The organism is Anaerospora sp., from assembly GCF_032013335.1.
GTDB lineage: Bacteria > Bacillota > Negativicutes > Sporomusales > DSM-15969 > Anaerospora.
Genome location: NZ_DALZUO010000006.1, coordinates 13,581 through 38,567 on the forward strand (window position 1 = coordinate 13,581; position 24,987 = coordinate 38,567).

Genomic DNA, 24,987 nt, shown 5'->3' on the forward strand with positions numbered 1-24,987 from the left:
AGGTGAGAGGTAATGCTGTTTGAACATTATGTTGCTGAATTAAAAAAAGTGGAGCTGTTAACTCCCGAAAAGGAGCAGAACCTTTGGCAGGGCTATAAAGTAGACGGTGATTTGACTTGCCGGAGTCAGCTGATTGAGCATTACCAGCCTCTGGTTTTCAAAACGGTTATGCGATGGCGCGGCAACCAGGCCGTAATGATGGATCTGGTGCAGGAGGGGACAGTCGGCCTTATTGAGGCTGCGGAAAACTTTCAGCCAGACCGGGGAGTTGCCTTTAGTCTTTTTGCTACTCATCGTATCCGGGGCCGTATTTTAAACTATTTGGAACGGGAAGGCAAACTCAACTGGGTATATATGGATAGTCCGGTTGATACCGAGAAGGCCACTCTTGGCGATACACTGGTGGATACGGCTGTCGCTGTGTCTGATCAGGCTGAGCATAACTATTTGCTGGAGCAACTGCGCTCGGCTGTGGGGCGTTTGCCTGAACGGGAGCAGGTTGTGCTAAGTGGTGTTTATCTTGATGATCAGCAGCCTAAAGAGCTGGCGGATAAACTCAATCTTAGCCTATCTCATGTCTATCGTTTGCAAAAGCAGGGTATTCGCCGGGTCAGAGGCATGCTTTCCCGCATGATGCAGGAGTTTAAATAAGAGAAGAAGTCGAATCCTGGAGAAAACAGGACCTAATTTCGTATATTCCTTAAATTCGCCTCATTTTCACTGAACAGGCGTGACCATAATCTGGACTCTTCCCAGGATTATAGAATTGTGGTTATAATAGGGGTGGTGAAATGGCAGATTCCAAAAACCATATCTCCCGGCACCTTAAGTCAGCAAAAGCATGGCTTGACCGGGCTGAAGACTCGTTTGACAAGGATTCCGATGTACGGGGTGAACTTAACCTGCTGCTGGCTCAGGCAGAATTGCAGCGGGTGCGGGAAGTGAACCGTTCCGGGCGTTGGCGCTGGAAATATCCGGTGCTTAAGCAAGGTCTGGCGGTCTCTTTGGCTGTTCTCCTTGCTGCAGGCGGCTTCTATTGGTGGGATAGGCAGGATGTTTCTGTAGAGCCTGTTCCGGTAGCTGCCAGCGAACGTATTGTGACGATAGACAAGCCGATGGTACTGGAAACAGAACGATCTCTATCGCCGGTCACGGCTGCATCCCTGATTCCTGTTACTGCCGTTCCGGCTAGACAGCCTGTTCATGAGCCGGAAGCAGCCCAGAGCAGTAAAACACCTGTAACTGCAACGATAAACAGGCCCGTATCAACCGAAACCAGTCAGACTAAAGAAGTCCGGCTGGCTCCGGACGAAATGCAGCAGCTGATCAGAGCAGCAGGCAAGTCCTTGCGCGGCCAGTAAATGAAATAGGAGGTAGTCCATGAGTACTAGTAATAAGAAACGCTATAGACAATTGCTGCTAGCGGCTATTTTGGGTCTATCGGTTAGCTTAACCGGTTTTGCTCCCGCTTCTGCTGCAGATATTGCCGGTAAAACAGTAACTGCTGTGAAAATTACCGGGATGTCGACAGTAGGTGAGAATGCTGTACTTGCTGCTGTTAAGACAAAAGTAGGCGATAAAGCTGATCCGGAAACAGTAAAGCAGGATTTGCAGTCTATTTATGAGCTGGGATACTTTTTCGACGTTGTCGCCAATTTCACTGAGGTTCCTGAAGGCATTCAAGTCGTGTATACCGTAATGGAAAACCCCCAGTTAAAAGAGATTGTGATCAAAGGCAATACCAAAGTTTCCAACGAGAAGATTAAAGAGCTGCTGACCATTCAACCGGGTACGGTTTTGAATGCGAAGACCCTTAATGATAATATGAGAGCCGTTGAGCAGTACTACCATGACCAAGGCTTCATTTTGGCAAAAGTCAATGATGTTGCCATGGGTACAGGTGGTGTGCTGACCATCAGCGTCAATGAAGGTGTACTGGAAGGTATTACTGTCAAAGGCAATGATAAGACCAAAACCAATGTTATTACCCGTGAAGTTAAGCTGAAGACGGGAGAGGCCTTTAACGTTAAGGATGCCCGTCGCAGTATGCAAAAGGTGTACAACCTGGGCTACTTCGAAGATGTCAACATGAAGCTTAACCCTGGTAAAGAACCGAATGCCGTAGTGCTGGAAACCAGCGTAGTCGAGCAGAAAACAGGGACATTCTCGATTGGTGCCGGTTACTCGAAAGCCGACGGTATGGTGGGTATCATTGAATTAGGTGATAACAACTTCCGCGGCACTGGTGACAAAGTTAAAGTTCACTGGGAGTTCGGCGGTAATGGCGGCAATAAGAATTATGAGTTTGGCTATACGAAACCATGGCTCGATGACAAACAAACTTCCCTCGGCTTTACCGTTTATGATATGACCAATGAATACAGTGATTATGAGCATGGGGATTTGGTATCCAGCTATGACAAAGAGCGTAAGGGCTGGGATATCACGCTGGGGCGTCCTAGCGGTGAATATATGCAAAACTATATAACATTCAAAAACCGCAAAGATGAGTGGAAAGAAGCGGTTGAGGGTAAAGACTACAGTAAAGACTCACCCTATGTTGAAGAAGACTATATTGGTAAGAACTTCGGTCTGACCCGAAGTGTTACTCTTACCCGTGTATTTGACTCTCGTGACAATGTCTTTAATGCTACCGAAGGAAAACGTTACTCTCTGTCAGCTGAGTTTGCCGGTAAGGCGCTAGGCGGCGACTTTAATTACAACAAATATACGGCCGAAGCCCGTCAATATCTGAAAGTAGGTAAAGAGCAAGTTGTTGCACTTCGCCTGACAGCCGGTTACGCCGACGGTCACATGCCTGATTCGGGCCGTTTTGCAGTTGGTGGAGCTGATACACTGCGCGGCTATGAAGATGATGAATTTAAAGGCGACAAAATGCTTGCTGCTACAGCAGAATACCGTTTCCCGGTAGCCAAGAAAGTGCAGGGCGTTGTCTTTACTGATGTCGGTAATGCCTGGGATGGTGAAGGCTACAAACTGAATGATCTGGAAGCAAGCGTCGGTGTGGGGCTACGTATTACCACGCCGATTGGTCCGATCCGGCTTGACTATGCCCAGGGTGGTGAAGGCGGTAAAACGCACTTCAGCTTTGGTGGACAATTCTAATACTCATAGCAGGCAAGAGTCAGGTAGCAGTACCTGACTCTTGCTGCAAAAGCTAGGCTAGTGTCTTGGCAAAGTTGTGAATTAGAATTAGACAGTGTAGATTTTTTTTGCGATGCAAGGCGGAGGAGTCCGCGCATATCGGGAATATGTAAGGCGACGACAACGCAGCAGTACGAAAAAAGATACGCTGGCTAAGCTAAGATTTAACTTGGTCAAGATACTAGGTTTCCCTGAGGGAGGTGCATGCACATAAGACGCCAATTTATGCTAATGCCTGTACTAGTACTTGTTGCTTTTGTCCTGCATATGCCGCTGGGCTCTTTTGCTTATGCGGCTGCCGATACGGTTGAAATAGTTACCGTTTCGATCACTTCCCCAGAGGGCAAACCGCCTGCACGCATTGCCAAGCGGATGGAAGCCAGTGTGGCTACAGTGGGGAACCATGTTTTCACCGGCCGCAGTGTTGCTGAAATCGCCGCAGGCAAAGATGCCTATGAGCGCATTGTCAGTGATGTGATTGGCAGGGTGCTAGTAGGCTATTCAGTAGAGGAAGTTCATATTTCTCCTGGCCGCACTACCCAGATTGCCGTTACCATCACTCCCTGGGGGGACGTTGTGCGCGACGTTCATTTAGAAATGGATTTCGGCAATTTATCACCGGAAGTAGCCGGTCTTATTACCAAGGATATGGGTGATCTGGAAGAGATGCTTGCCGGTGTTCTGGTAGGTTTGCCGATTGATTCATTGGATTGGGCAGGCGGAGTTTCCAAAACGGTGATTCGCGAGCTGCTTACTGCCCAATTGCCGGAGTTTCGTTCCAATTTTGACATTATCTCGGGTACTCAAACAACAGTGAAATTATCACTGGCGCCACAAGGTCCGGTAGTACAGGATACGCGAGTAACGCTGAGGTCCAGAACCATACCGAATGTATTGCTGTGGAAAGCGAAACCGGCAGTAGAGGAAGCAGCTAAAATGATGAATGGCTTGCCGGTGGCCTTTGTCGAACGCCACAGCGCATATTTTAATACCCGTCTCGCTGAAGTGGTAAGAGACCACCCGGTCGCGAAAGAGTATGGCTTAACGCTTACGCCTGAAGTTATAGCTGGTAAGCAAACGCAAATTCAGCTAAAAGCAGAGACGACCAAATATCGACTGACTTTGGAAGGGTATGTCGATATGGGGCGTGAGGACGACAATACGGCCATCAAACTGCATGCCGGTAAATTTATCAATTCGGCCGATGAGTTATTTGCCGAGGTAGAATTCATTCCTTCCTCCGTCTCCTGGAAGTTTTATCCGGGGTGGAGCCATAGAATTGGAACAACCACCTATGCCGGTATGAAGTACGATATATCCGATAAGGATAATATCCTCTGGATCAATCAAAATTTCGGCTCTGACTGGTCACTCCGGCTGGAGCACGCCTCCTCTACGGAAGGTGACGAGATCGGCCTTCGCTATAAAATTCATGACTTTTTAAGTGCTGAATATGTAGTCGGCGAGCATGAAAATTGGCTCCGACTGATCGGTCATTTATAGTCTTGAATAAGGATCAGGTCCCTGTTATAATGAAATAGGACAAAATTGCCAAGTGCAGAAAGAAGGGAATTCTTCATGTTCAAAGACAAACGTAAAGTAAAGGTTATTGCTTTGGCTATTGCTGCAATGTTCATATTAGGCGTAGCAAGCATTGCGCTCACCCAAACAGGAGTAACGCATACTGCAAGTGCAGCCCCCTCATCGAATATCGGTATTGTCAACTACCAAACACTGTTAGGTGATGATAATCCGGAAGTAAAAAAAGTAAATGAAGCCATGCAGGCAGAGTACCAAACCCTCAAGCAGGATTTTGACGCGAAAACAGCGACAATGAATGACAAAGAGAAGCAAGACTATGCCAATCAGCTGCAACAGCGTTTGATGCTGAAAGAGCAAGAGTTAAAAGGTGCTCTCATGGATAAAGTAACGGCAGCTGTTAAATCGGTAGCAGAAGCTAAAGGTCTGTCGGTTGTGCTGGAAAAAGGCAATGTAGTCTATGGCGGCACCGACATTACTGATGAAGTAAGCAAAAAACTGAAATAGTTGTAGGTGAAATGATGCAGGGCCGGGCGGTAGCGATGCTGTCTCGGCTCTTCTACTAGAAAAGAGGTGGTTTTGGTGAACATCAATCGTGCCAAGATCGTGTTCCTCTCAGCCCTGCTGACAGTAACGCTGCTGGCAGCCGGTTGTGGAACAAAATCAACTCCCGAAACAAAAACAACGGCAGTACCGCAAGTGGGTATTCTGAATGTAGATAAAGCAGTCCAGGCTCACCCCAAATATGCTGACTATCAGCGTCTCCAAAAGGAATATAATACGCTGGCGGCTCAGGCGTCGGTGGAAAAACAAGCTGCAGCTCAGGGACAAGCCCAGGATAACGCTATGCCTGATGGCGCTTTGCAAGGACTTAATGAGGCCTTAGGACAGGAATTTAACAGCAAAGTGGCAGCTAAGCAAAATGAAATCAGTGTCCGTCTCAATCAAAAGGCAGACCAGGTAAGACGCGATTTAGCGGGGCAATTCGATGCTTATACCAAAGAAATTGATGAGACCTACCAAAGTCAGATTTTTAGTCTTCAATTGAAGTTAAAAACAGTACAACTTAGCAAAGAAGAAATGGAAGCTCTGCAAAAACAAATGGAACAACTGCAAGGGGAACGTTCAGCTAAGCTTTCTGCAAAAGAGAAAGAATTATCCGGTCAGTTAGAGGCGGCCATGGCTCCGGAAAAAGCGGCTGCTGAAAAAGAACTTTCCGCTTATGCAAATGAAGTGAATACAGCACTACAGCAGCAAGCAACTGCAAAAAGTGCGGAAATTGCTGCCCGTATGCAACCTGCTCCGCTCCAGTCGCAAGCAGGACAGGGCAGAACGGAAACCGAACAGAAAGCGGCGCTCAAAAGCCAGGAGATTACTGTGCTGCAGGATTCTATTATCAAAGATATACAGGATAAAACCGCAAAAATAGCCGCTGAACGTGGTTTGGAAGCTGTTTTGGGTGTATATAAAGTGAATGTTTCTGCTGTTGATATTACCGATGCAGTTATTGCTGAAATCAAGAAATAATTTGGGCTGGTATAATTGGCCCGGATTGTTGAGAAAGCTATGAAAAAGGCCTCAACTAGGCAATAATGTACGATTGGGAGGATTTGTAAGATGATGATGCAAAAAAGAGTTAGATTGCTTGTGCTAGCGGTGTTTATGATTGCTGCTGCGACGCTATTAGGCGGTTGTTCCGGTTCGGGGCAAACTGCGGTTGGTGTATTGGATGTCAATAAAGTAATGTCTGACAGCCCGAAGGTCAAGCAATTTCAGGATCAGCTGAATGTCCGCGGTAAAGAATTAAGTGATCAACTGGAGAAAGACAAAGCAAGCATTAGTGCTGAAGAGTACCAAAAACGTCAGGAAGCAGCCTATGCTGAGTTTCTTAAAACAAAACAGGATCTGGAAGGCCAAATTGACAGCACCATTAAACAGGCCCTTGAACAAGTAGCCCAGGAAAAGAAAATGGGTGTAGTCCTGTATAAAAATGGGGTCGCTCAAGGCGGTACTGACATTACGGAAGATGTATTAAAGAAAATGCAGTAACTTGCTTATAGAACCATCAAGTGGTGAAAAATGAGATTACCGTAAAATAGTACGGTGATCTCATCTTTTCGTCTGGATTTCCTTCTTTTAAAAATAATATAGGAGTGTTTCACTTGCAGCTAACTTTACAAGAAATTGCCGACTTAGTGAATGGCTTACCAACAGGTGATGCCTCAATGGTTATTAGCGGCGTTACCAATATTGCCGAAGCCGGCCCGGGAGATATTACGTTTGCGGTGCCGCCTCATTTGGAGAAAGCAGTATCCTCGGCAGCGGCAGCTGTTATTATTCCTGAAACAATTACAGATTTTGATAAACCGGCTATACGTGTCGCCAACCCCCGTTTGGCTTTTACTACGCTGCTTTCGGTGTTTACTCCGCCTGTAGCAGTTGCCCGGGGAGTTCACCCCGCTGCAGTGCTAGGAGACAATGTAACACTTGGTGAAAATGTTGCAATCTTACCGCATGCTGTTATAGCCGACAATGTATCTATTGGCAATAACACGGTAATTTATCCCCATACTTATATCGGTGCCGACACACAAGTAGGCAGTGACTGCCTGCTTTACCCAGGAGTTTCCGTTAGAGAAGGCTGTTATATCGGCAGCCGTGTTATCATTCACAGCAATGCTGTTATTGGCAGTGACGGCTTTGGTTTTGTTACCGTCGGCGGCAAACATACCAAAGTTCCCCAGGTTGGTAATGTTGTCATTGAAGATGACGTGGAAATTGGAGCTTGTACGACAATCGACCGGGCAACAACCGGCAGCACGCTGGTGAGAGCGGGAACAAAAATTGATAATCTTGTCCATTTAGCGCATAATGTAACTGTTGGTGAAAATTGCTTTTTTGTTGCCCAGACAGGCATTGCTGGCAGTACCCGCATTGGCAATAATGTCACTTTTGCGGGCCAATCAGGCTGCGCGGGACATATTACCATCGGCGATCATTCGGTTTTTGCCGCCCGGAGTGCTCCCATTAGTGACATACCGGAAAAAGTCTTCTATGCTGGTTTTCCCGCACGCCCGCACCGGGAATGGCTGCGAACGGAAGCTGCTGCCGGCAAAGTGCCGGACTTACTGAAGAAAGTACGTGATCTGGAGCTGCGTCTGGCAGCGCTGGAAAAGCAGGGGAAATAGGCTCAAGGCCTTCATTACAGATATTACTAGCTTGTTTTCGGCAGGATTCGACAAACAGGCAGAGAATATGATAGATACGTATACTAATTTTGCTATACGAATTTGCTATGAGGAGGAACTAACTTTGCTTAGAAAAACAATGTTTGCTGCAATTTGTACAATGATATTGACTAGCGTTACGGCCTTTGCCGCACCATCGATTAATGGCTCAACAGGCTTAATTAATAATCCGACGGCTGATGTATTACAGGATGGAGAGTTTAGCATCGGTTATTACAATCTGAAAGATGGCGGAGTAGGCGTATTCAATCTTAATTTAGCCCGCAACTTAGAGGTCGGGGTAGCCGGATTCCGTTATGATAATCATGACAATGATACACTTCTAAATGCTAAATTTGCATTAGTGCCTGAAACAGTATTAACTCCTGGTTTGTCAGTAGGTGTAGAAGACATTGGTGACAAAAATGGCCGTACCACTTATGCTGCTGCCAGCAAAGCGCTGCCTTTCGGCTTTCGGATTCATGCTGGTGTGGGCAATGGACGCTATGATGGCTTCTTTGGCGCTATTGAAAAAACCATTAATCCTGTCAGTGTGATTACTGGAAACAATGCCTTTCCTGCTACTACGCTAATTGCCGAATATGACGGCAGCCGGATGAATTACGGAGCCCGTATGTCGATCGTACCAGGCATGAAATTAGATGCCGGCTGGCGTCATAGCGATTTCTATGTTGGTTTGAGCTTTACGCACTAATTTACCCTTGCTGAAATGAGGACACCATTATGTATCTTATGATTAAAGCATTAAGTAAATTTGTTTGCCTGCTGCCAGCCTCGCTGCGCAGTCTCACTGCCAGTGCAATCGGGAGATTCTGCTGGCTGGCAGTACCCAGGCAGCGTAAGCAAATGGCGATTAACAATGTATTGGAAAGTGGCCTTGCAGCAGATGAACATGCTGCTGCCTCTATTGTTCAGCAAAGTGTTTATCGCTTTGGCCCGATGATGACAGAGGTGCTGTGTTTTCCTGAATTAACCCGTGATAAGGTTAGAAGCATGGTTACGATTAATGGAGCAGAGCATTTGCAGACCGCTTTAGAACATGGCAAAGGCGCGGTTTTAGCTACTGCACATAGCGGTAACTGGGAACTGCTGGGGGCTGCTTTGGCTTTTTACGAATTCCCCCTGGTTGCAGTTGTCCAGAAGCAGACGAGTGCCGGAGCAGATCAATTCATCAATGAATACCGTACTCTGGCAGGAATGCATGTAACCTATAAATCCAGTGTTCTCGAGATGGCACGCCTGCTGGCAGAAGGAAAAATAATTGGTCTATTGATGGATCAGGATGCCCATTCCGATGGTTTGCCAGTCACTTTTTTCGGCAGGCTGGCGTCCACTCCTCAGGGGCCGGCAGCCTTAGCCAGGATGAAGGGGGCACCCATTGTACCAGCCTTTATTACCCGCCAGTCAGATGGCACTCATGCAGTAATCATTCACCCGCCGGTTTGGGCTGCCAAAACCAGTGACCGTGAGCAAGATCTCCTTACTGTGACAACCAAGCTGAATGCTATTATTGAAAGCCATGTGCGCACTTATCCCGGTGATTGGTTCTGGCTGCACAACCGCTGGAAAACAAAATATACTCAATCGTGAAAAAACCACGCAATGCTTCGGCAGCGCGTGGCTTTTTCTATAAGGAAGCAAGGGGACGGTTCTTCTGCTTCCTTAATAGCAACTTTCAAAAGAAAAAGTATATACAAAATATACAAAAAAGTATATACATATGGACATAAAAGTGATAGATGTGCTATAATACAGTGTACGAAATGAGGTGATAGTGTGGCGTTCATGAAGAATCTGGTCAAAAATTCTTTCACACGAGACTTAGCAGTATTATTGCTGGTAAGTATTTTTGTCGGCTCAGTTTTGGCAAGCACGCTGTCACTGGCGGCTAACTCGTATTTTTCCGGCGCCCTGTCAGGCTTGGTTGGTGAATATGGCGAATATGACCTAATCATCCAAGTCCGGGAAGAAATGAAGGATGACGCAACTACACAGATTAACAAGATTATGAATGAAGTTTTTCCTGGAGCCAAGTTTAAAGAAGGTCCTACTGTGACCGGTAAAACGAATTTATTCATTGCTTTACCTGAAGAGTTTAAAACAAAAAAGACTTTTGAAGAACTAGGAAAAACCTTTGGCAGTATTCCCGGGGGCGGCAGCGTTGGCGTGATGACGGAACCGCGATTGACGATTCGGGGGGTTCCGGAAGGGGCTAAAGATACGTTAATAGAACGGATTCAGCAAATGGAGGGTGTGCGATTCGTTTTTCGTGACGGTGCATCAATTGGAGTTGTCTTATTATCATTAGAAAAAGCGCCTGCAGTTAATACTGAGATTAAAGCAGTATTAAACCAGTACCAGGTTATTGAAATTACGTTTCCTGTTGGCAGTGAACCGGCTAATCCAATTCGTCTGGGTGAGACCATCGCCAATGATATGAAAAATGAATTAAAACTCGAGTATGCCAGCAACGTTTCTGTTGATAGTAAGAATGACGATATGGCCTACATGGTAAGTACAATGCTAGAATTAAAGCGATTTTTACTTGCTTATGCCTCGCGAATTACGATTACTCCAGCCCCGGGTATGCGTTTGGCCCAAGGGGATGTTGTTATATTTCAGGGCACCGCTGATACAACTCCGGCAGCAGGCAGCGCAGTGCAAAAAAACAATGTAGTTGTTCTAGTAACGGGTGTTCGTGCTGACGGAACAGCCGAAGGGGCTGTTACGCAGGGCGATGCCAGCCAATTGACCAACCTACAAGGCTACAAACTGGATAAAGAAGTGGTAGCAGGACTGGCTGGTACTGCGGCTTATACCAATCCCCGCCAACAATTAGGCGGGGCTCTTTCAGAGACAACTAAGCTGGTAACCCAAATTCCCGCCTTTGCCCAGGATGCTCAAAATATGAGCGCGATAACACTGTCTGCCTTAAATAACTACAGCAGTACAGTTACCGCCATGGAGCAGACCTTGGGCAGTCTCTCGGTAGCAGGTGCTACTATTCAAGCGGCTACCGGTGCATTGGCCAACTTAGATACAAGAGGAATTCAAACGCAGCTGGACAGCTCAAGCAGAGCGATGGGGTCTATGATTAATAGTCTCCAGGTAGTCAGGTTGATTAGTCCTGATGTAAATAATAGCATTGCAGGACTGACGGCTACACAGCAAAATCTGGACACGCTGAAAAGCGGACTTGGAGCACTCGATAATGTAGCTGCTCAGGGCAGGCAGGCGCGCTCTGCCATCGATAATATTGTGACAAATGGACAGAGCACACTCAATAACTTAAAAGCCTTTGACGCTGCTGGTGCCCGGACAAATTTAACCAATATCAGCGGCCGTCTGACAGAAGTGCAAAAACTGGATGTACCGCTGATTACAGCACAGCTGCAATATATGGCGGCTTCAGTACCGAACTTGAAAGATGAAGATATTAGTCACTCAGTGGCGCTGTTGGACCAGTTTATTGCCGGACAAGTCATTCCTGGTGCCCGCATTCAGGTGCTGACTACTAACAATATCAGTACCGAGGCAGTAGCGCCCATCGTTCAACGCGATGCGGGCCACAATGATGCATCACTTTATTCGACATCACTAGGTGTTATTGAGCCCAATACGCGGGCCGAAGTCATGCAGATTCTCAGCCAGGTTAAAGCAATCCTGGCAGGTATGACAGCCATCATTGCTACCGTACTTTTTCTGGTACTTGATCATACAGCCGTCATGACGGTTATACGCAGTAAGCGTCTGGCTGTAAAACTACCAGCCAAAGGCTGGCGAAAATTCTGGACCCGTTTCACCCTTACTTTTACTGCCCCTGAGCGGCGCTATGGCATGTTTATGGGAGCGGCAATGCTCACAGCCATGTTTGTATTAGCGGGCGGTGGTATTCCCTATCTACCCTGGATTGGGGTGCCGGTGATTGGCGCGGTGCTAGGACTGATCGTAGCGAACAATACAGAAAAAATCAGTCCTGTTTCTACAGAAGAAGTAGTAGCCGGTGAAGCCCTTGGCTTATCTTTTGATGAGGTTATGCGTGAGATCGTCATTCCCAGCGGACGGCCGGGTCTTATGCAGAAGCTGAATAACCGCAAATTGAAATTTCGCTGAAAGATCTTTGCTATGATAAGCCTGTACAAGAGATAAATGTCACGGGGACGGTTCCGTTGACACACTGCAAAATGTGTCAACGGAACCGTCCCCGTGACAAAGCTAGAAAGGAGCCGGGACGATGCTGAAGATTGATAACTTGGTTAAAGAATTTGGACAATTAATTGCCGTTAACGGTATCAGCCTTGACGTAGATAAGGGCGAAACCATTGTTCTAATGGGACCATCGGGCTGCGGGAAATCAACAACGATTCGTTCCATTAACCGTCTTATAGAGCCGGAAAAAGGTTCCGTAGTGTTTGATGGAGTTGATATTCTTCGCTTAAACGGTGATGAATTACGGGATATCCGCAAACGGATTGGTTTTGTTTTTCAGCATTTTAACCTGATCAGTAGGCTGAGCGCTTTGGATAATGTTATGCTGGGCTTAGTTATGGGTGGGATGGACCGGGAAACAGCCCGCAGCAAAGCGATGGAAGCAATAGTCAAGGTTGGTCTGGAAAATCATATCGACCATAAGCCGAGTGAATTGTCAGGCGGCCAGCAGCAGCGGGTGGGAATAGCCCGGGCTCTTGCTTTTGAACCGGAACTAATGTTGTGGGACGAGCCGACAGCTTCACTTGACCCTATTTTGGTGCGCGAAGTATTAGTAGTTATGGAGGAGCTGGCCAAATACCGGGCCAGTACGATGATTGTGGTTACCCATGAATTGTCTTTTGCGCTGCATGTAGCTGACAGAATTGTTCTTATGGACAAAGGGAATATCGTGGAGGTGGGAATGCCGTCAGAGGTATTTGTCAATCCCGTCTCCCGGATTGGCCAGCAATACAAAGAACTAATTGCCTATCAGATGAATACTGGCGCTCAGACTTTAGCGGGCAAGCGCATTGAATAAGCAGCTGTTTTTAGCGTATTGCACGAAAAGTCTGCACTTTTCGATTCTGTTATACGATTATGCTTGCAGGAAGAGGTATTTTTTTGTAGAATAGATGAGAGTTATCGCAAGGAGGAACCTCATGACTGAGTACCAGACAACCGTGGCCGCCACGGTAACATACACCGGTATTGGACTTCATTCCGGCCAAGATGTCACCATTACCTTGAAGGCTGCGCCTGTAAATACGGGGATTGTATTTGCCAGGGTAGATTTACCCGGAGCGCCTCGCGTCGCAGCTATAGCCTCTAATGTAACGGCTGCCATGCGGGCCACCACATTAGAAGCAGGAACAGCCAAGGTCTTTACCGTAGAACATCTTCTGGCCGCTTTTTATGCGATGAAGGTGGATAACTGCCTGATCGAAATTACAGCTGTCGAACCGCCGGTAGCGGATGGCAGTTCCCTGCCGTTTATTCGCCTCATTGAAGAGGCCGGCATAGTGGAGCAAACTGCTAAGCGCCCTAGGATTGCCGTTACCCAGGCTATAACAGTCCGCCAGGATGATAAATTTATCACCATATTACCTTACGAGGGGTTTCGGATTACCTTCACTTCTATCAATCCACACCCTCAGTTAGGCGTACAATTTGGTGATTACGAAATTACACCGGATAATTTTATCCGTGAATTGGCGCCGGCCCGTACGATTGGGTTTATGCATGAAGTAGAGGCGTTACAGGCTCAGGGGCTGGCTTTGGGTGGCAGTCTGGACAATGCGGTGGTATATGATCATGAGAAAGCACTAACGCCGCTGCGCTTTCCTGACGAGCTGGTTCGGCATAAGATATTAGATATTGTTGGTGACCTGGCCCTTGCCGGTAGAGTGAGCGGTCATGTGATTGCAGTTAAATCAAGTCATGCGCTAAATACGGCACTGGCTAAAGAAATACTTGCAAGCGTATAGTTGAGGAGGAGAATGCATTCATGGTGTTGTCAGTAACTGAAATACAACAAATTATTGCCCATCGGTATCCAATGCTATTGGTAGATCGTATTATTGAGTTAGAACCGTTGAAAAGAGCTGTAGGAATAAAGAATGTGACCATTAATGAGAATTTTTTCTTAGGTCATTTTCCAAGTGAACCGGTTATGCCCGGAGTACTGCTTATTGAAGCAATGGCCCAGGTTGGTGGTATTGCGCTGCTTTATCCGAAAGAATACCGTGGTAAGCTCGCTGTTTTTGCCGGTATTGATCGCGTTAAATTTCGTCGTCCCGTAGTGCCTGGCGACCAGCTTCGTTTAGTGGGAGAAATTATTAAATTGCGAGGCTCTATGGGTAAAGTTTGGGGCGAAGCCTATGTGGATGATCAATTAGTTGCAGAAGGAGAATTCCTTTTTGCCTTATTGCCACAAAAAGAGGCGTAAATAGGCCGTTGCATGGTAATAAATAAAGATATTAGCCTAAAAAGCGAAAAAACAGTCGAATTTAGCAAAAAAAACACCGTGAATATTCGACTGGATAGTCGGATTATATAAAAAGAATCTATGAGACCATCGTTTATTTCGATTTTTGCAGTTCTGCAGCTCTTGTGTTAGGCAGATGGCAGGCTGCGCCAAAGATAAAATTAGCTGTAGTAGCAAGGAGTGAAATTCTCATGAAACCAGAAGCGGTTGTTATATCAATTCGTAAAATACACGAAACAGCCGTCATCCATCCTGCTGCCCGTTTGGGTAAGGATGTGGAGATTGGCCCTTACGCCGTAATTGGCGAAAATGTGCTTATTGGAGACGGTACTAAAATCGGTGCTCACGTCGTCGTTGACGGCTGGACAAGTATTGGTAAAAACTGTGTCATTTATCCTAGTGCCTCTATTGGAGGGGAACCGCAGGACTTGAAATTCCGCGGTGAAAAAAGTTATGTGTTTATTGGTGACAATACCAAAATTCGTGAATTTGCCACTGTTAACCGGGCAACCGGCGAAGGGGAAGAAACACGAATTGGTTCCAACTGTCTGTTGATGGCCTATACGCATGTGGCTCATAACTGTATTGTCGGCAACCACGTAGTCATGTCTAACGCTGCCACCCTTGCCGGTCATGTTATTGTAGAAGATCGCGCAGTTATCGGCGGTTTAGCCGGCGTTCACCAATTTGTTAAAATTGGCCGTAATGCGATGATTGGCGGCGCATCAAAAGTGGTCCAGGATGTTCCTCCCTTTGTAATTGTTGACGGACATCCGGCTAAAGTTGCCGGTCTGAACAATGTTGGGTTATCCCGTTCGGGCTTAAGTGAACAAACTCGCCGCAATCTTAAAAAAGCGTATAAGATTTTGTACCGCTCCGGTCTCAATCTGGCGCAAGCTATTGCTGTAATGGAACAGGAGTTGGAATCCTGTGAAGAAGTGGAGCATTTACTGCGTTTTCTGCGTAATGCCGAACGTGGCATCTGCCGCAGCCGCAAAGACAGTGCTGATTAAAATATAAGATTACCTTAAGTAAAATATCATACAAAAGGGTATTCTAAAGTATAGGTGATTCAGATGCAAAAAATTGGCTTATTGGCCGGCGTCGGCAGATTACCGGTAGAATTTGCCCGTGCCGCTCGCGGCATGGGCTTTGCCGTGACTGCTATTGCTGTTGTCCCGGGAGTAGAGGCGGATCTGGCTGATGCTGCAGATATTGTGCATACGATCAGTGCCGGCGAATTAACGAAGATTATCGAAACCTTAAAGCAGGCTGAGGTAACGCAGGTTACCATGATCGGTAAAGTGACGAAAGAACTGCTGTTTGCCGGTGCAGTCGCTTTAGATGACCGCATGAAAAAATTGCTGGTACAATTGCCTGATCAAAGTGATGATACCATCATGCTTGCATTGGTTCGTGAGTTAGCTGCAGCAGGCATAGGCGTGCTAGATCAGACTGCGTTTATTCGTCAGCTAATGCCTGCTGCCGGAGTGCTCAGCAAGCGCCAGCCGACAGAGGCAGAAACAGCAGATATGCAATTTGGTTTCGCGATGGCGAAAGCGATCGGCGGGCTGGATATTGGACAGACAGTAGTTGTAAAGAATAGAGCGGTTATGGCAGTCGAAGCAATAGAGGGTACCGATGCCTGTATCCGGAGAGGCGGTCAGCTTGGCCGGGGCGGTATTACAGTCGCTAAGGTTGCTAAGCCGAACCAGGATTTGCGCTTTGATGTGCCGGCTGTAGGTGTGGAGACACTGCAGGCGATGATTGAAGCAAAAGCATCAGCCTTGGTCATTGAAGCAGGAAAAACACTGTTGATTGATAAGCATAATGTGCTTGCTTTAGCCGACAATAACAATATAGCGATTGTAGCCATGGTAGAATAAAGAAAGGGAGGTCTGCGAATGGCCCCCCTTTTTTGTCATCCTCCCACATCCAAACCAGGAGGCCTGTTTATATGAAAATTATGATCTCTGTCGGTGAAGCCTCAGGTGATTTGCATGGCGCCAGTGTTGCCAACGCTCTGAAACTTCTGCAGCCTGATGTGCAGTTAGTCGGGATGGGCGGTCAGGCGATGCGGGATGCCGGGGTAGACATTATTTACGATATTGCTGACCTAGGTGTTATCGGATTTGTCGAAGTGGTCAAAAATTTACGCAGACTTTTCAAACTGCGTGATTTTCTCAGCGATTATATGGAACAGGAACGGCCTGATGTGTTGGTAATAATTGACTATCCGGGTTTTAATGTCCGGCTGGCAAAAGTTGCGCAGCAAAAAGGTATTCCTGTCGTTTCTTATATTAGCCCGTCTGCCTGGGCCTGGGGAAAAGGCAGAGCGAAAGAATTGGCGCAAATTGTGGAACGGGTAGCAGCTATATTTCCTTTTGAAGCTGACGTTTACCGCGAGGCGGGGGCTAAGGTTACCTTTGTCGGACACCCCCTGCTGGATATTGTTAAGCCCGCGATGGAGCGTGATGAGGCACTGCGGCATTTTAACGCCCAGTCTGACCAGTATCACATTCTGCTTATGCCAGGCAGCCGCCAGCAGGAGATTACCAGCTTGCTGCCGGACATGCTTGCTGCAGGGGAAAAAATTGTCGAACAAGTACCAAACTGTCAATTTTTTCTGCCGGTGGCTTCGACAATTTCCCGGGAAATGCTGCAAAACATCATCGATAAATACAAGGTTCCCGTAACCGTAACAATTGGAAATAATTATGATTTAATGAATGTTTGTGACTTGGCGATTGCCTCTTCGGGAACAGCTACGCTGGAGACATCACTAATGAAGGTGCCTACCGTAATTGTGTACCGGCTGGCTACATTAACGTATGTTCTTGGTAAACTGCTTGTTAAGATTCCGGATATCGGCTTGCCTAATATTATTGCAGGCCGCCGTATTATGCCGGAACTACTGCAAAGTGAAGTGACTCCAGCTAATATTGCCAGGCAGTCAATTGCCTTATTGACAGACAAGGCTGTCCGTGAGCAGGCTATGGCTGACTTGACAGAAGTGAGGGAAAAACTTGGCGAAACAGGGGCAGTTAACCGGGTGGCGCAGGTGATTTTGGAGGTAGCTCAGAATGAACACGTATAAACGCCTCATCAGCTATGTCCGACCCTATATGGGACGTTTGATTGCTGCAATTGCCTGTATTATCCTGGCAGCTGGCGGCAACTTAGCGGTACCCTGGATTATTAAGGACGTAATTGATCAGGTCCTGATTAATAAAGATATGGCGATGCTGAATATCATTGCCATCGGGATATTGATCATCTTCTTTTTAAGAGGGATTTTCTTTTTTGGACAAACCTACTTAATGTCCTATATTGGACAGCGGGTAATTATCGATATCCGGGAAGCAGTTTACCGGCAATTGCAGCGCTTATCACTCACCTATTTTGATAAACGTCAGACAGGCGCTATTATGAGTTCGGTAACGAATGATGTGTCCGCATTGCAGGCTGCACTTGTAGAAAGTATGGTTGAGTTGGTTACAGAAGCAATGATTTTGATTGGCTCACTGGGAGCGATGTTTTTCCTTCATTGGAAATTATCCTTGCTGACGTTAATTACGATGCCTTTGGTGCTGCAGGCAATTAACACATTCGGGAAAAAGCTGCGCAAGGCAGGCCGGGTACTGCAGGAACGGGCGGCGGATATTACTGCTATCTTGCAGGAGACGATCTCCGGTATTCGTGTCATAAAATCCTTCGCCAGGGAAGACTATGAAACAGATCGCTTTAAACAGGAAAATTTTTATAACTTTCGCGCCCAAATGAAAACTTCTCAATTACTGGCCACCTTAACACCAGTCATTGAGTTTCTCAGCGCTATCGGTGTAACGGTGATTATTTGGTATGGCGGCATGGAAGTCATCGATGGCAATTTAACCTCTGGCGCCTTAATTGCTTTTTTAATTTATGTCGTTAATTTGGCAAATCCGGTCAAACGGTTAAGCCGGGTTTATGGTAATATCCAAAAGTCGCTGGCTGCGGCTGAGCGGGTTTTTGATATCTTAGATACGGAACCGGATATTAAAGATATGCCCGGTGCTGTGGCACTACCGGCTATCGAAGGCCACGTTGCACTTGAGCACCTAAGTTTTGCTTATAGTCCCGGTCAATATGCACTGCGCGATGTATCGCTGGAAGTAAAACCGGGCCAAACTATCGCGATTGTCGGACCAAGCGGAGCAGGAAAAACAACAATTGCTAATCTGCTGCCACGCTTTTATGAGGCTACAGAGGGGAGTATTCTGGTAGATGGTAAGGATATTCGTACTGTCACCATGCAGTCGCTTCGTCAGCAAATAGGGATTGTGCCGCAGGAAACGGTACTGTTTAATGGTACTGTTTATGATAACATTCTCTATGGTCGTCTGGATGCTACTCACGAAGAAGTGATTGCTGCTGCTAAGGCTGCCAATGCGCATAACTTTATTGATAGAATGCCTGATCAATACCAAACGCATATTGGCGAACGGGGCGCAAAACTCTCTGGCGGTCAAAGACAGCGTATTTCAATTGCCAGGGCCATTTTAAAAGATCCACGTATTTTGATTCTGGATGAAGCTACTTCTGCACTTGATACAGAAAGCGAGAAATTAGTGCAGCAGGCTTTGGATAAACTAATGATTGGCAGGACTTCCTTTGTTATTGCTCATCGTTTGTCTACCGTTCAACGGGCCGATATGATTGTGGTACTGGACAAAGGGCGTCTTGTTGAGCAGGGAACGCACAGCGAACTGCTGGCTTTAGGCGGTCTATACAGTACCTTGTATCAGGTGCAATTCAGAGAAGAGTGAGAACAGAACCGAAAAGTAGGGATGAATATGCATTTGTTGTATAACCTGTTGGCTTTGGTTCTGGTAATACTGGCTGCACCAGTCTTCCTGTACCGGCTGATCCGGGAAGCTGGTTTCGGCGAGCGGCTGAAGCAAAGCTTTGGCTGGCTGCCAGCCGAAACAGTAGCTAAAGTAGCCAATAAAAATGCTATTTGGCTTCATGCAGCTTCTGTTGGTGAAATTGTAGCCACCAGCCCCATGGTTAAGGAAATTAAAAAAGAAATGCCCGATAGCGTAGTCGTGATCTCAGTGGTAACGGCAAGCGGATATGACATGGCCAAACGGATTATTCCTGAGGCTGATGGAGTGATCTTTTTTCCGCTTGATTTGCCCTGGCTGAGCTGCCGTGTGGTTAAGAAAATTGCTCCACAGGCGTTTCTACTTGTAGAAACCGAGCTGTGGCCAAACTTCTTGAAGGCTTCCCGGCAGTCAGGGATACCAGTGATGATGGTCAACGGTCGTATTGGTGACAAAAGCTTTGGTAATTATCGCTATCTCGGCAGTGTGCTCAAAGATATGCTGCAAACTGTTGTTAAGTTTTGCATGCAGTCATCCATTGACGCACAGTATATCATCAAGCTGGGAGCTGATCCTCAGCGAGTAATGGTTACTGGTAATACCAAGTATGACCAAACCTATACTGATGTTAGTGAAGAAGAACAGCAGCAGCTTATCAGCCAATATAGCTTTGATAGGCATACTCCCATTATCGTTGCCGGGAGTACGCATAAAGGCGAAGAAGAAAGTCTGTTTTCCTCATTCAGTGAAGTGCGAAAGAGCTTTCCCCAAGCGGGAATGGTCATTGCACCGCGCGATATTCAGCGAGCCGATGAGTTAGTAAGTATGGCAGCTGGTTATGGGAACAAAGCTATTAGGCGAAGTCTGCTGCACAAAGAAACTGCTGTCGGTCATAATGTAGTGATTCTTGATACGATCGGCGAATTGGGGCGGGTGTACAGCATTGCTGATGTTGTTTTTGTCGGCGGCAGTCTGATTCCGCAAGGCGGCCACAATATATTGGAGCCGGCTGCCCATGGAAAGCCAATCATTGTAGGACCTCACATGTTTAACTTTAAAGATATTTACGCCCTGTTATCAGACCGTAAGGCCTGTATTACAGCAAAAGATCCGGTCTTGCTGACAGACAAGCTGCTGGCTATTTTGCAAGATAGGGAGCTTAGTACAACTATGAGTAAAAATGCCCGGGCAATTATTGAAGAAAATCGCGGAGCTGCCCGTAAAAACACCCTTCAATTGAAAATGCTTTTAGAAAAAAAAGCGAATAACTTATAGAAGGCGGAACTGCACATGCGCCTACGCGAAACTATACAAACATATTTATATCGGGTCATTCACGGTGAGCGGCGAGGCTTGCTGCCAACCATATTGTTACTGTTCCTGCGCCTTTTTTCGTCCGTATATGCTCTTGGTGTCAATGTCAAGCTTTCCATGTATCGCTTGGGTATCCTGGAGCAGCATAAATTGCCCTGCTATGTGATCAGTCTGGGGAATATTACTGTCGGTGGGACCGGAAAAACACCAACTGCGCAGCGACTCGCTACTTTAATACGCGACATGGGCTACCGGGTAGTCATTCTCAACAGAGGCTATCGCGCTGCCTGGCAAGAGGATGTTGGTTTAGTGTCTGACGGGCAAAAAATATATATGACGGCTGCTGAAGCGGGCGATGAAGCCTATCTGTTAGCCAAGAGCCTGCCTGGAGTACCGGTTGTTATTGGCAAAGAGCGGGCCGTAAGCGGCGAATATGCCGTTAAGCAGCTGAATGCGCAGGTCATCATCCTCGATGATGCCTATCAGCACTGGCAACTGGCCAGGGATCTCGATATTGTGCTCATTGACTCGCTAAACCGCTTTGGGAACAACTTCTTGCTTCCAAGGGGGACACTGCGCGAGCCCTTAACTAATCTCAACCGTGCTCACGCCTTTCTGCTTACCAAGGTTGATCAGACGACAGATAATGCCCGCGATTCCATCCGGGATACCTTAATCCAATACAACGATAAAGCGTTGATTGTGGAAAGTATCCACCGGCCACGCTGGTTTATTGAGATTGAAAGCTGGTATAAAGGAGTTCGCGATTGTGGTATTGCCCTGGAGAACGTCCGGGGACAGTCTGTAGTCGCTATTTCCGCTATTGGTAATCCTTCCTCTTTTGAGCAGACAATTGCTGATATTGAGGTCAACGTCATCGATTCACTGCGCTTTCCCGATCATCATCACTACACAATGTCTGAAATGCAGTGGGCGATGGAGCGAGCTGTGAAAAAAGGCGCTAACGCTTTGGTTACAACAGAAAAAGATGCCGTTAAAATACCAGCGGAATTTATTCATTCTCACCGGCCGCTTCCGGTATATGTTCTTGGAATCGAAGTGCGCTTTCTGGACGGCTACGAAGAATTTATGCAATTGATTGAAGAAACGCTGAAATAGAGGTGCATTGATGAAATTTCTTTGTGTCATTCCTGCCAGGTATGCATCTACCCGCCTGCCCGGCAAACCACTGGCAATGATTGCCGGTAAACCGATGATTCAGCATGTATATGAACGTGCCAGTCAGGCCAAGCGGCCCCAGGCAGTACTCGTGGCGACAGACCATGAGCTGGTCTATGAGGCCGTACAGGCTTTTGGCGGCAAAGGGATGCTTACCTCACCAGAACATCCGACCGGTACAGACCGGCTGGCGGAAGTAGCCAGAGCACATGCTGATTATGACATTATCATTAACGTTCAAGGCGATGAACCGCTGATAGCGCCAGAGATTATTGATATGCTGGCTGCTGCTTTCGATGAGGAACCGGACCTTGTAATGGCAACGCTGGCTAGTGTGATGGACGAAAGTGAGTATGGCAACCCTAATGCCGTTAAAGTTGTTACTGACTTACAGGGTTATGCGCTTTATTTCTCGCGGTCACTTATTCCGTTTCCACGGGTTAAAGTGGAAGAAATGCCGGTATATAAACATATCGGCATTTACGCATATCGCCGGGACTTTCTACTTGCCTTTGCTACACTTAAACCGACGCCATTGGAACGGACCGAATCACTGGAACAATTGCGGGCGCTTGAATATGGTCATCGCATCAAAGTATTGAAGACTGACTTCCAGTCTATCGGAGTAGATACTCCCGAAGATCTGGAGAAAGTGAATCAGCTGTTAAATAAATAAAACACGAATAGAAGGAGGCTAACTCATGAAAAACGTAGCGATTGGATCATTTACAGTAGGTGGGCAACAGCCTATCGCACTGATTGCTGGTCCTTGCGTCATTGAAGATGCAGAGCGTACACTGGAAATCGGTAAAGCTGTCAAGGCGATTTGCGAAAGACTTGGCATGCCTTATATTTTTAAAGCATCTTTTGATAAAGCGAACCGTTCGTCCTTTAACTCTTTTCGCGGTCCCGGACTTAAAGAGGGGCTGGCCGTTTTAGCTCATATTAAAAAAGAACTGGCTGTTCCGGTTGTCAGCGATATTCATGATGTTACCCAAGTGGAAGCTGCTGCAGAGGTATTGGATATTCTGCAAATACCGGCTTTTCTCTGCCGCCAGACGGATTTAGTATATGAAGCAGCGCTTACCGGCCGCGTTGTAAATGTAAAAAAAGGTCAGTTTCTGGCTCCATTGGATATGAAAAACGTGATCTCTAAAGTACAGGAAGCCAAGAATGAAAAAATTCTGCTTACCGAGCGGGGCTTTAGCTTCGGCTACAATAACCTGGTAGTGGATATGCGCTCTTTGCCGATCATGCGATCACTGGGATATCCCGTTGTATTTGATGCAACCCACAGTGTTCAACTGCCCGGCGGTGCCGGCACCACCTCTACCGGACAGCGGGAATTTGTCGCTAATCTTGCCCGTGCGGCAGTGGCATCCGGTGTAGACATGCTGTTTATGGAAGTTCACGATAACCCGGCTGAGGCGTTGTCGGACGGGCCCAATATGTTATATATAAACCAGCTGGAAGACCTACTGAAGGACTTAATTGCTCTTGATCAGATTGTGAGAAAACATAAGTAAGCTTCATCAGTCATACAAAATATGAGATTGCCACATTGCACTGCGTTCCATTCGCAATGACACAAGTTAGGTGTCATCGCGAGGAATGCAATGACGTGGCGATCTCATCTTGCAGAAAAGCGATTCACGAGAGGAGGAGCAGCTATGATTATTGAACAAGCCCGACAGGTACTTGCTGCAGAAGCAGCGGCAATTGAAGCACTCATTCCGCGCATTAACGGGCAGTTTACTGCTGCCGTTCAACTGATACTAGAAGGTCGGGGCAGAGTGATTGTTACCGGCATGGGCAAATCAGGCCTGATTGGCAAAAAGATAGCTGCCACACTGGCCAGCACAGGCACACCATCCTTTTTTCTTCACCCGGCAGAAGGTATCCATGGAGATCTTGGGATGGTGACGAGTGAAGACATCGTATTAGCTTTGTCCAACAGCGGTGAGACAGCAGAAGTAATTGGTATTTTGCCTGCAATCCGGCGAATTGGCGCCCGGATTATCGCAATGGCTGGCCGGGAACAATCGACGCTGGCCCAAAATGCCGATGTGTTTTTGGATGTAGCGGTGGCAAAAGAAGCCTGCCCGATGGGACTTGCGCCAACTGCCAGTACAACAGCTGCGCTTGCCATGGGAGATGCCCTGGCGGTTGCTCTTTTATCGAGCCGGAAATTTACGCCTGAGGATTTTGCACTCTTTCATCCTGGCGGCTCTTTAGGAAGAAAACTGTTGTTAACGGTAGATAATGTAATGCATACCGGTGAAGATAATCCTGTCGTTGTGGCCAATCGATTGGTAAAAGAGGCATTGTTTGTTATGACTGCCAAGGGATTAGGTGTCACTTCAGTGGTCGATAAGGAAGGAAAATTGCTGGGAATTGTTACCGATGGAGACATCCGGCGAGGCCTTGAAAATGGGCATGATTTCCTCGATAGACCAGTTGATGCGATCATGACAAAAACCCCGCGAACCATTACCAAAGACAAGTTGGCGGCTCAAGCGCTTAATCTCATGGAAAAAAATAAGCCCCGTCCCATTACAGTATTGCCGGTAGTGGATGATCAGTTTCGTGCAATTGGAATCATTCACCTTACTGACTTATTACGCCAAGGAGTGGTATAATGGAATATGAAGCTCGGGCAAAACATATTGCCCTGCTCATTTTAGATGTAGATGGCGTGTTAACCAATGGCCAGCTTGTCTTTGGCCCTGAGGGAGAAGGAATGAAAGTTTTTCATACTCAGGATGGCTTGGGAATCACCGCCGCTCATAAGGCTGGGCTCAAGACGGCCATTATTACCGGACGGGAAACGGAAATGGTCCGCCGCCGCGGACTAGAACTCAAAATAGGTGATGTGTATCAAGGCGCTATGGACAAGGTACAGGCCTTTCACGAATTGCTTAGCAAGCATGCTCTTTCACCGGAGCAAGTGGCTTACGTAGGCGATGATCTCAATGATCTTGCTGTTATGAGCCAGGTAGGCCTGGCTTGCACGGTTGCGAATGCCGTACCTGATGTAAAAGAACGAGCTCATTTTATTACCAACCGTGAAGGCGGGCGCGGCGCTGTCCGTGAAGTCATTGAGCTGATTTTGAAATCCCAGGGCAAATGGGAAGCCATAGTAGAGGCATACTTGCGCCCGGGCCAACAAGATGCCCAGCAATAAGTAGGCCGCCCTAGTAGAGAGGAGTATCTATCGTGATAT

Annotated in this window: 24 protein-coding genes; all 24 read left to right on the forward strand. The window is 47.0% G+C overall.

The genetic code is table 11. The annotated features are described in order from the left end of the window. Positions 1-12 precede the first annotated feature (12 nt). The 24 genes from RTR76_RS06980 to RTR76_RS07095 all read left to right on the forward strand — a co-directional run bounded on the left by RTR76_RS06980 (position 13) and on the right by RTR76_RS07095 (position 24,948). On the forward strand, positions 13-651 hold the full coding sequence (locus RTR76_RS06980) for a sigma-70 family RNA polymerase sigma factor (protein ID WP_312518390.1): 639 nt from the start codon (positions 13-15) through the stop codon (positions 649-651). 140 nt (positions 652-791) lie between these two features. Continuing rightward, entirely contained in the window at positions 792-1,361 is a 570-nt protein-coding gene (locus RTR76_RS06985) for a hypothetical protein (RefSeq protein WP_312518392.1), read from the forward strand. Positions 1,362-1,380: 19 nt separating this feature from the next. Next, positions 1,381-3,126, forward strand: a complete 1,746-nt coding sequence (locus RTR76_RS06990; RefSeq protein ID WP_312518395.1) for a BamA/TamA family outer membrane protein — start codon at positions 1,381-1,383, stop codon at positions 3,124-3,126. Positions 3,127-3,369: 243 nt separating this feature from the next. Continuing rightward, positions 3,370-4,668: a hypothetical protein gene (locus tag RTR76_RS06995; RefSeq protein ID WP_312518398.1), complete on the forward strand. Its 1,299-nt coding sequence runs from the start codon at positions 3,370-3,372 to the stop codon at positions 4,666-4,668. A gap of 75 nt (positions 4,669-4,743) precedes the next feature. Then, entirely contained in the window at positions 4,744-5,211 is a 468-nt protein-coding gene (locus RTR76_RS07000) for an OmpH family outer membrane protein (RefSeq protein ID WP_312518401.1), read from the forward strand. A 75-nt stretch (positions 5,212-5,286) separates the two neighbouring features. After that, the gene (locus RTR76_RS07005) at positions 5,287-6,231 is read left to right on the forward strand and encodes a molecular chaperone Skp (RefSeq protein ID WP_312518403.1); all 945 of its coding nucleotides are present in this window, start codon (positions 5,287-5,289) and stop codon (positions 6,229-6,231) included. A 90-nt stretch (positions 6,232-6,321) separates the two neighbouring features. Then, a complete protein-coding gene (locus RTR76_RS07010) occupies positions 6,322-6,753 on the forward strand; it encodes an OmpH family outer membrane protein (RefSeq protein ID WP_312518405.1) in 432 nt (143 codons plus the stop codon). Positions 6,754-6,866: 113 nt separating this feature from the next. Next, positions 6,867-7,892, forward strand: coding sequence for a UDP-3-O-(3-hydroxymyristoyl)glucosamine N-acyltransferase (gene lpxD, locus RTR76_RS07015; protein ID WP_312518408.1), 1,026 nt, complete (start codon positions 6,867-6,869; stop codon positions 7,890-7,892). A 124-nt stretch (positions 7,893-8,016) separates the two neighbouring features. Next, the gene (locus tag RTR76_RS07020; RefSeq protein WP_312518411.1) at positions 8,017-8,646 is read left to right on the forward strand and encodes a YjbH domain-containing protein; all 630 of its coding nucleotides are present in this window, start codon (positions 8,017-8,019) and stop codon (positions 8,644-8,646) included. 29 nt (positions 8,647-8,675) lie between these two features. After that, complete coding sequence (locus RTR76_RS07025) at positions 8,676-9,542, forward strand: lysophospholipid acyltransferase family protein (RefSeq protein ID WP_312518415.1); 867 nt, start codon at positions 8,676-8,678, stop codon at positions 9,540-9,542. Positions 9,543-9,737: 195 nt separating this feature from the next. Next, positions 9,738-12,065: a hypothetical protein gene (locus RTR76_RS07030; RefSeq protein ID WP_312518815.1), complete on the forward strand. Its 2,328-nt coding sequence runs from the start codon at positions 9,738-9,740 to the stop codon at positions 12,063-12,065. A 121-nt stretch (positions 12,066-12,186) separates the two neighbouring features. Continuing rightward, positions 12,187-12,960, forward strand: a complete 774-nt coding sequence (locus RTR76_RS07035; RefSeq protein WP_312518418.1) for an amino acid ABC transporter ATP-binding protein — start codon at positions 12,187-12,189, stop codon at positions 12,958-12,960. A 121-nt stretch (positions 12,961-13,081) separates the two neighbouring features. After that, the gene (lpxC, locus tag RTR76_RS07040; RefSeq protein WP_312518421.1) at positions 13,082-13,906 is read left to right on the forward strand and encodes a UDP-3-O-acyl-N-acetylglucosamine deacetylase; all 825 of its coding nucleotides are present in this window, start codon (positions 13,082-13,084) and stop codon (positions 13,904-13,906) included. Positions 13,907-13,926: 20 nt separating this feature from the next. Next, complete coding sequence (fabZ, locus tag RTR76_RS07045) at positions 13,927-14,367, forward strand: 3-hydroxyacyl-ACP dehydratase FabZ (protein WP_207900795.1); 441 nt, start codon at positions 13,927-13,929, stop codon at positions 14,365-14,367. 230 nt (positions 14,368-14,597) lie between these two features. Next, the gene (lpxA, locus tag RTR76_RS07050) at positions 14,598-15,419 is read left to right on the forward strand and encodes an acyl-ACP--UDP-N-acetylglucosamine O-acyltransferase (protein ID WP_312518423.1); all 822 of its coding nucleotides are present in this window, start codon (positions 14,598-14,600) and stop codon (positions 15,417-15,419) included. 63 nt (positions 15,420-15,482) lie between these two features. Then, a complete protein-coding gene (locus RTR76_RS07055; RefSeq protein ID WP_312518426.1) occupies positions 15,483-16,292 on the forward strand; it encodes a UDP-2,3-diacylglucosamine diphosphatase LpxI domain-containing protein in 810 nt (269 codons plus the stop codon). A gap of 71 nt (positions 16,293-16,363) precedes the next feature. Next, complete coding sequence (lpxB, locus tag RTR76_RS07060; protein ID WP_312518429.1) at positions 16,364-17,503, forward strand: lipid-A-disaccharide synthase; 1,140 nt, start codon at positions 16,364-16,366, stop codon at positions 17,501-17,503. Next, the gene (locus tag RTR76_RS07065; RefSeq protein WP_312518431.1) at positions 17,490-19,214 is read left to right on the forward strand and encodes an ABC transporter ATP-binding protein; all 1,725 of its coding nucleotides are present in this window, start codon (positions 17,490-17,492) and stop codon (positions 19,212-19,214) included. The genes lpxB and RTR76_RS07065 overlap by 14 nt, the downstream gene beginning before the upstream one ends. Positions 19,215-19,241: 27 nt before the next feature. Then, positions 19,242-20,546 (forward strand): 3-deoxy-D-manno-octulosonic acid transferase, encoded by a 1,305-nt coding sequence (locus tag RTR76_RS07070; protein WP_312518434.1) that lies wholly within the window; start codon positions 19,242-19,244, stop codon positions 20,544-20,546. Positions 20,547-20,561: 15 nt separating this feature from the next. Then, entirely contained in the window at positions 20,562-21,704 is a 1,143-nt protein-coding gene (gene lpxK / locus RTR76_RS07075; protein WP_312518438.1) for a tetraacyldisaccharide 4'-kinase, read from the forward strand. A gap of 10 nt (positions 21,705-21,714) precedes the next feature. After that, a complete protein-coding gene (gene kdsB, locus RTR76_RS07080) occupies positions 21,715-22,440 on the forward strand; it encodes a 3-deoxy-manno-octulosonate cytidylyltransferase (RefSeq protein ID WP_312518440.1) in 726 nt (241 codons plus the stop codon). 25 nt (positions 22,441-22,465) lie between these two features. Continuing rightward, positions 22,466-23,290, forward strand: coding sequence for a 3-deoxy-8-phosphooctulonate synthase (gene kdsA / locus RTR76_RS07085; protein ID WP_312518443.1), 825 nt, complete (start codon positions 22,466-22,468; stop codon positions 23,288-23,290). A gap of 144 nt (positions 23,291-23,434) precedes the next feature. Then, positions 23,435-24,403 (forward strand): KpsF/GutQ family sugar-phosphate isomerase, encoded by a 969-nt coding sequence (locus RTR76_RS07090; protein ID WP_312518446.1) that lies wholly within the window; start codon positions 23,435-23,437, stop codon positions 24,401-24,403. Continuing rightward, positions 24,403-24,948, forward strand: coding sequence for an HAD-IIIA family hydrolase (locus RTR76_RS07095; RefSeq protein WP_312518449.1), 546 nt, complete (start codon positions 24,403-24,405; stop codon positions 24,946-24,948). The genes RTR76_RS07090 and RTR76_RS07095 overlap by 1 nt, the downstream gene beginning before the upstream one ends. The last annotated feature ends 39 nt before the right edge of the window (positions 24,949-24,987 follow it).